Below are 6651 nucleotides of genomic sequence, written 5' to 3'. Positions count from 1 at the left end.
CTCCGGTCCGGTGGCGGCCGTCGCCCCGGACACCGCCGTGATCGAGGTCGGCGGGGTCGGGATGGCGGTCCAGTGCACCCCAGCCACCCTGGCCGGGCTGCGCGTCGGCCAGCAGGCCCGGCTGGCCACCTCCCTCGTCGTCCGTGAGGACTCACTGACCCTCTACGGCTTCGCCGACGACGACGAGCGCCAGGTCTTCGAGCTGCTCCAGACCGCCAGCGGGGTCGGCCCCCGGCTGGCCCAGGCCATGCTGGCCGTGCACTCCCCGGACGCGCTGCGGCTCGCGGTGTCCACCGGGGACGAGAAGGCGCTCACCGCCGTCCCCGGCATCGGCAAGAAGGGGGCGCAGCGGCTGCTGCTGGAGCTCAAGGACCGGCTCGGCGAGCCGCTCGGCTCGGCCGTGCCCGGCGCCCGCTCGGCGGCCGCGCCCGGCTGGAGCGACCAGTTGCACACCGCGTTGGTGGGCCTCGGCTACGCCACCCGGGAGGCCGACGAGGCGGTGGCCGCCGTCACCCCGCGGGCCGAGGAGACGGTGGCCGCGGGCGGTACGCCCCAGGTGGCTCAGCTGCTGCGGGCCGCCCTGCAGACCCTGAACCGCACACGGTGAGCCACCGCGGCCGCGGCAGGCCGCGACCGGCGGCACCACCGAAGACGACATCGCGAGGCGAAACGCAGTGAACTGGGACGAGACCCCACCGGCCACCGCCGCCGACGCCCCGTCCGGCGCGGGCGGCAGGCTGGTGGGCGCCGACGCCGACGGCGACGACCAGGCGGTGGAGGCCGCGCTGCGCCCCAAGGACCTCGGCGAGTTCGTCGGGCAGGAGCGGGTCCGCGAGCAGCTGGACCTGGTGCTCAAGGCGGCCCGGCAGCGCGGCGGCACCGCCGACCACGTACTGCTCTCCGGCGCGCCCGGACTGGGCAAGACCACCCTCTCCATGATCATCGCCGCCGAGATGGGCGCCCCGATCCGGATCACCTCCGGCCCCGCCATCCAGCACGCCGGCGACCTGGCCGCGATCCTCTCCTCCCTCACCGAGGGCGAGGTGCTCTTCCTCGACGAGATCCACCGGATGTCCCGGCCCGCCGAGGAGATGCTCTACATGGCGATGGAGGACTTCCGTGTCGACGTCATCGTCGGCAAGGGGCCAGGGGCCACCGCCATCCCGCTGGAGCTGCCGCCGTTCACGCTGGTCGGCGCCACCACCCGGGCCGGGCTGCTGCCGCCCCCGCTGCGCGACCGCTTCGGCTTCACCGGCCATATGGAGTTCTACGCCCCGGTCGAGCTGGAGCGGGTCGTCCACCGCTCCGCCGGGCTGCTCGACGTGACCATCGAGCCCGAGGGCGCGTCCGAGATCGCGGGCCGCTCCCGCGGCACCCCCCGGATCGCCAACCGTCTGCTGCGCCGGGTGCGCGACTACGCCCAGGTCAAGGCGGACGGCCTGATCACCCGGGAGATCGCCGCCAGCGCCCTGGCCGTCTACGACGTGGACGAGCGCGGCCTGGACCGGCTGGACCGGGCGGTGCTCAGCGCCCTGCTCAAGCTGTTCGGCGGCGGCCCGGTGGGCCTGTCGACCCTGGCGGTCGCTGTGGGGGAGGAGCGTGAGACGGTGGAGGAGGTCGCCGAGCCCTTCCTGGTCCGGGAGGGGCTGCTGGCCCGTACCCCCCGGGGGCGGATCGGCACCCCGGCGGCCTGGGCGCATATGGGGCTCACCCCGCCGCCGCAGACCGCCGCCGGCGGTCAGGCGGGCCTCTTCGAGACATGACGACCGGGGACGCGGCATGATGGCGGATGACGTGCCATGACGGGCCGGACGGGCCGTGGCGGGGCATAAGCGCTCGCTTACCCTGCATCATGGCGTAGAGGACCAATAATGGCGGGGTCAGGAACCCCGGTGCCGCGCCGGGCGTTGTTCCATTGGCGTGGGCTCGCTTAGACTCCGCCGATGCCGTCCGTATGCCGCCCGCTCACTGTGCGGTATACCCACCCCCGAAGACCAGGCCGCTCCCCGCGGTCGTGTGAAGGAATTTCCGTCCCGTGAATATCGTGACTCTCCTGCCGTTCATCGTGCTTATCGGGGCCATGTTCCTGATGACGCGTTCGGCCAAGAACAAGCAGCGCCAGGCCCAGTCGATGCGCAATGAGATGCAGCCGGGTTCCGGCGTGCGGACCATCGGCGGCATGTACGCGACGGTCAAGGAGGTCCACGACGACACGGTCCTCCTCGAGGTGGCCCCCGGCGTGCACGCGATCTACGCGAAGAACGCGGTGGGAGCCGTCCTGCCGGACGACGAGTACAACCGCGTCGTGCACGGCATCGACCCCGACGAGGACGCCGCCGACACCCCTGTCGTTCCCGACGACGCCTCCTCGCTGACCGAGGCCGCCGACGCCGACTCGTCCACCGGCAAGGCCGACAAGGCTGACAACGCCGACGACGACGCGGCCGAGAAGGCCGACGTGGCCGACGAGGCGGACGACGAGGCCGGGAAGACGGACGTCAAGAAGATCGACCTCGGCAAGGACGACGCCGCCGCCGCGGCGGGCACCTCCGAGGACGACAAGCGGGACGGCGGCACCGACGCGAAGTAAGTCCGTCATCCGGGAACCGCGGCGCGCCCTCGATCGGTGCGCCGCGGTTCCCTGGACGGACTAGGCTCCGGCGGGGGCTCGTCCCCACAAGACTTCGTGCCGCCCCGCGTACACCCAATGCGGGGCGGTTGGACAGGGAGATACGAGAAGGTGGCAGCACCGAAGAAGGGCCGCAGGTCCTCCGGGTCACAGGGCAGGCCAGGGCGCCCCTTGGCCGTCATCCTGATCGCCATCGCGGCGCTGACCGGAGGCATGTTCGTCTCCGGTCACACCACGCCGCGACTGGGTATCGATCTCGCGGGCGGCACCAGCTTCACGCTGGAGGCCAAGAACCAGCCGGGCAAGCCCAACGCGATCAACACGGACAACATGAACACCGCCGTGGGGATCATCGAGCGGCGGGTCAACGGTCTGGGTGTGTCCGAGGCCGAGGTCCAGACGCAGGGTGAGAAGCACATCATCGTGAACATCCCCAAGGGGACGAACGCGAAGCAGGCCCGGCAGCAGGTCGGCACCACCGCCCAGCTCTACTTCCGGCCGGTGGTCACGACCACCAGCGGCCAGAAGACCCCCGAGAAGCCCAACTCCACCCCCAGCCCGTCGGCCAGCGCCAGCGGCAAGGGCCAGGACAAGGGCGACGACAAGGGCGGCAAGCCGTCCGGCACGCCGTCGGCCTCGTCATCGGCCTCCTCGTCCTCCTCCGCCAGCCCCAGCACCCAGGGGCGGGCCCTCTCCAAGGGCCTGAAGGCCGACGAGAAGCCCAGCGGGAGCCCCTCGCCGTCGAAGACCCCGAAGCCCGACCCGTCCAAGAGCCCCTCGGGCTCCAGCGACCAGGAAGAGCTGGCCAAGCAGTTCGGGAAGCTGGACTGCACCACCAAGGCCGGACGCGCCGCGGCGGCCGAGAAGGCGGCCAACGCCAAGCCGACCGACTCGGTGCTGGCCTGCAGCCAGAAGGGCGACGCCAAGTTCGTCCTCGGCCCCTCCGAGGTCGAGGGCACCGACGTGGACGACGCCTCGTCGGTCTTCGAGAGCCAGAACGGGGCGGGCTGGATCGTCCAGCTCGACTTCAACAGCAAGGGCTCCAAGAAGTTCGCCAAGACCACCGGCGAGCTGAACAAGCAGCAGTCGCCGCAGAACCGCTTCGCGATCGTCCTGGACGGCGAGGTCGTCTCCGACCCCGAGGTCACCCAGGGCGCCATCACCGGCGGCCGGGCCACCATCTCCGGCGGCTTCACCCAGCAGAGCTCCGAGGACCTGGCCAACGTGCTGTCCTTCGGTGCGCTCCCGCTCTCCTTCGACATCGCCGATGAGACCACCGTCTCCGCCGCGCTCGGCGGTGAGCAACTGGACGCCGGCATGATCGCCGGTGCCATCGGCCTCGCACTCGTCGTGATCTACCTGGTCGTCTACTACCGCGGTCTCGCCCTCGTGGCCATGGCCAGCCTCGGCGTCTCCGCGATCCTGACGTACACGATCATGGTGCTGCTCGGCCCGGGTATCGGCTTCGCGCTGAACCTCCCGGCGGTCTGCGGCGCGATCGTGGCCATCGGTATCACCGCCGACTCGTTCATCGTCTACTTCGAGCGGATCCGCGACGAGATCCGGGAGGGCCGCTCGCTGCGCCCCGCCGTCGAGCGCGGCTGGCCGCGGGCCCGGCGCACCATCCTGGTGTCCGACTTCGTGTCGTTCCTGGCCGCCGCGGTGCTCTACATCGTCACCGTCGGCAAGGTGCAGGGCTTCGCCTTCACCCTGGGTCTGACCACACTGCTCGACATCGCCGTGGTGTTCCTCTTCACCAAGCCGCTGATGACGATCCTCGCCCGCCGCCCGTTCTTCGGGAACGGCCACTCGTGGTCCGGACTGGACCCCAAGCGCCTCGGGGCCACGCCGCCGCTGCGCCGCCGCCGTTCCGCCGCCCCCGGCCCCGCCGACACGAAGGAGGCGTGAGATGTCTCGACTCGGCACTCTCGGCGCCAGGCTCTACCGAGGCGAGGTCGGTTACGACTTCGTCGGCAAGCGGAAGATCTGGTACGGCATCTCGATACTGATCACCATCACGGCCATCGTGGGCCTGGCGGTGCGCGGCCTGAACATGGGCATCGAGTTCTCCGGCGGCGCGGTCTTCACGACCCCCAACACCAAGGTCTCGAGCACCGATGTGCGCCAGGCGGCCGAGGACGCCGCGGGCGGCCACACCGTCGTCGTCCAGGAGCTCGGCCGCGGCGGGATGCGGATCCAGATCAGCGAGCTGGGCACCAAGGAGGCGCTGCCGGTCCAGGAGGAGCTCGCCAAGGAGCTGGGCGTCAAGACCAGCAAGATCGACACCCAGCTGGTCGGCCCGAGCTGGGGCGAGCAGATCGCCAGCAAGGCCTGGCAGGGTCTGGCGATCTTCATGGTGCTGGTGGTGATCTATCTCGCCATCGCCTTCGAGTGGCGGATGGCGCTGGCCGCCCTGGTCGCCCTGATCCACGACCTCACCATCACCGTCGGTGTCTACGCGCTGGTCGGCTTCGAGGTCACCCCGGGCACCGTGATCGGTCTGCTGACGATCCTCGGTTATTCGCTCTACGACACCGTCGTGGTCTTCGACGGTCTCAAGGAAGCGTCGAAGGACATCACCAAGCAGACCCGCTTCACCTACAGCGAGATCGCCAACCGCAGCCTCAACTCGACCCTGGTGCGGTCCATCAACACCACGGTCGTGGCGCTGCTGCCGGTCGGCGCGCTGCTGTTCATCGGCGGCGGTCTGCTCGGCGCGGGCATGCTCAACGACATCTCCCTGGCGCTCTTCGTCGGCCTCGCCGCCGGTGCGTACTCCTCGATCTTCATCGCGACCCCGCTGGTCGCCGATCTGAAGGAGCGCGACCCGAGGATGAAGTCCCTGGCCAAGCGGGTGAAGGCCAAGCGTGCCGCGGCCGCCAAGGCCGAGGCGGCCGACTCGGCCTCCGAGGAGGACGACGCCCCGGCCCTGGAGGACGCCGCCGCGGCCCCCGCCGGAGTCGTCGGCCAGCGCCGCCAGCCCGCCTCCCGCAACCGGGGGCGCGGCCGGCCGTCGGGCAAGCGGCGATGAGCGGGGGAGCCTCAGAGATGACGGAGACGACGGAGACGACGGAGACGACGGAGACCACGGCGGGCGGCCCGGACGGATTCGGCGGTGCCTCCGCCGAAGAGCTGCGCACGCTGCTGCTCAGCCGCATCCAGGACGTGCCGGACTACCCCAAGCCCGGCGTGATGTTCAAGGACATCACCCCGCTGCTCGCCGACGCCGCGGCCTTCGGCGCGCTCACCGAGGCGCTCGCCGAGCTGTGCCTCCGGCACCGGGCGGACAAGGTGGTGGGCCTGGAGGCGCGCGGCTTCATCCTCGCCGCCCCGGCCGCCGTCCGCGCCGGAATCGGCTTCGTACCGGTCCGTAAGGCCGGCAAGCTCCCCGGGGCGACGCTCGGCCAGGCGTACGAGCTGGAGTACGGCACGGCCGAGATCGAGATACACGCCGACGCGCTGGAGCCCGGCGACCGGGTGCTGGTGATCGACGACGTGCTGGCCACCGGCGGCACCGCCGAGGCGTCCCTGCGGCTCATCCGGCGGGCCGGCGCCCAGATCGCCGGGGTCGCCGTGCTGCTGGAGCTCGGCTTCCTCGCCGGCCGCGACCGGCTGCTGGGCTCGCTCGACAGCGCCCCGCTGGAGGCCCTGATCACGGTCTGAACCGGGCTTACGGGCCCTACACCGGGCCGGGAGGACCGCCGGAGGGCGGGGACGCGCACCGCCGGGTCCCCGCCCTCCGCCATGCCGCCCCACGCCCCCGTCATGCCCGGCTTGGCGGTCGGGAGGCAAGCGGAGTGGCGGGATCGATACCATGGCAGCCCGACCCTTTCGGGTCCGGACCGCTAGGAGTGCTCTTGCCAGACGAGGCCCAGCCGCTCTCGCCCAAAGTCCGTCCGGGCGGAACCCCCTCCGCACAGCCGGACGCGCCCACCGCCGCCGAGCCGACGGCGGCCCCAGGCGTGCCCGGGAACAGCGGTGACGGCGCGGTCCGGCGCGGCCCCGAGCAGACCAGCCCGAAG

The 6651-nt window shown here is 71.6% G+C and carries 6 protein-coding genes; all 6 read left to right on the top strand.

Annotated features, from left to right (window positions below; genetic code table 11):
• Positions 1 to 607: Holliday junction branch migration protein RuvA (gene ruvA / locus GWI24_RS38265; RefSeq protein WP_210950647.1), on the top strand; the 607-nt coding region annotated here is incomplete at its 5' end.
• Between the two features lie 67 nt (positions 608 to 674).
• A complete protein-coding gene (ruvB, locus tag GWI24_RS38260; RefSeq protein WP_210950646.1) occupies positions 675 to 1763 on the top strand; it encodes a Holliday junction branch migration DNA helicase RuvB in 1089 nt (362 codons plus the stop codon).
• A 272-nt stretch (positions 1764 to 2035) separates the two neighbouring features.
• A complete protein-coding gene (gene yajC, locus GWI24_RS38255) occupies positions 2036 to 2590 on the top strand; it encodes a preprotein translocase subunit YajC (protein ID WP_210950645.1) in 555 nt (184 codons plus the stop codon).
• Between the two features lie 150 nt (positions 2591 to 2740).
• Positions 2741 to 4537: a protein translocase subunit SecD gene (gene secD, locus GWI24_RS38250; RefSeq protein WP_210950644.1), complete on the top strand. Its 1797-nt coding sequence runs from the start codon at positions 2741 to 2743 to the stop codon at positions 4535 to 4537.
• Between the two features lies 1 nt (position 4538).
• Positions 4539 to 5660 (top strand): protein translocase subunit SecF, encoded by a 1122-nt coding sequence (gene secF / locus GWI24_RS38245; protein ID WP_210950643.1) that lies wholly within the window; start codon positions 4539 to 4541, stop codon positions 5658 to 5660.
• A 17-nt stretch (positions 5661 to 5677) separates the two neighbouring features.
• Positions 5678 to 6292, top strand: a complete 615-nt coding sequence (locus GWI24_RS38240; protein WP_281791387.1) for an adenine phosphoribosyltransferase — start codon at positions 5678 to 5680, stop codon at positions 6290 to 6292.
• The last annotated feature ends 359 nt before the right edge of the window (positions 6293 to 6651 follow it).

It is taken from the genome of Streptomyces sp. MK37H (genome assembly GCF_018035285.1).
Classification (GTDB): domain Bacteria; phylum Actinomycetota; class Actinomycetes; order Streptomycetales; family Streptomycetaceae; genus Streptomyces; species Streptomyces endocoffeicus.
Note: the sequence above shows the minus strand (reverse complement) of the source record. Positions and strands in the feature narration are given on the sequence as shown.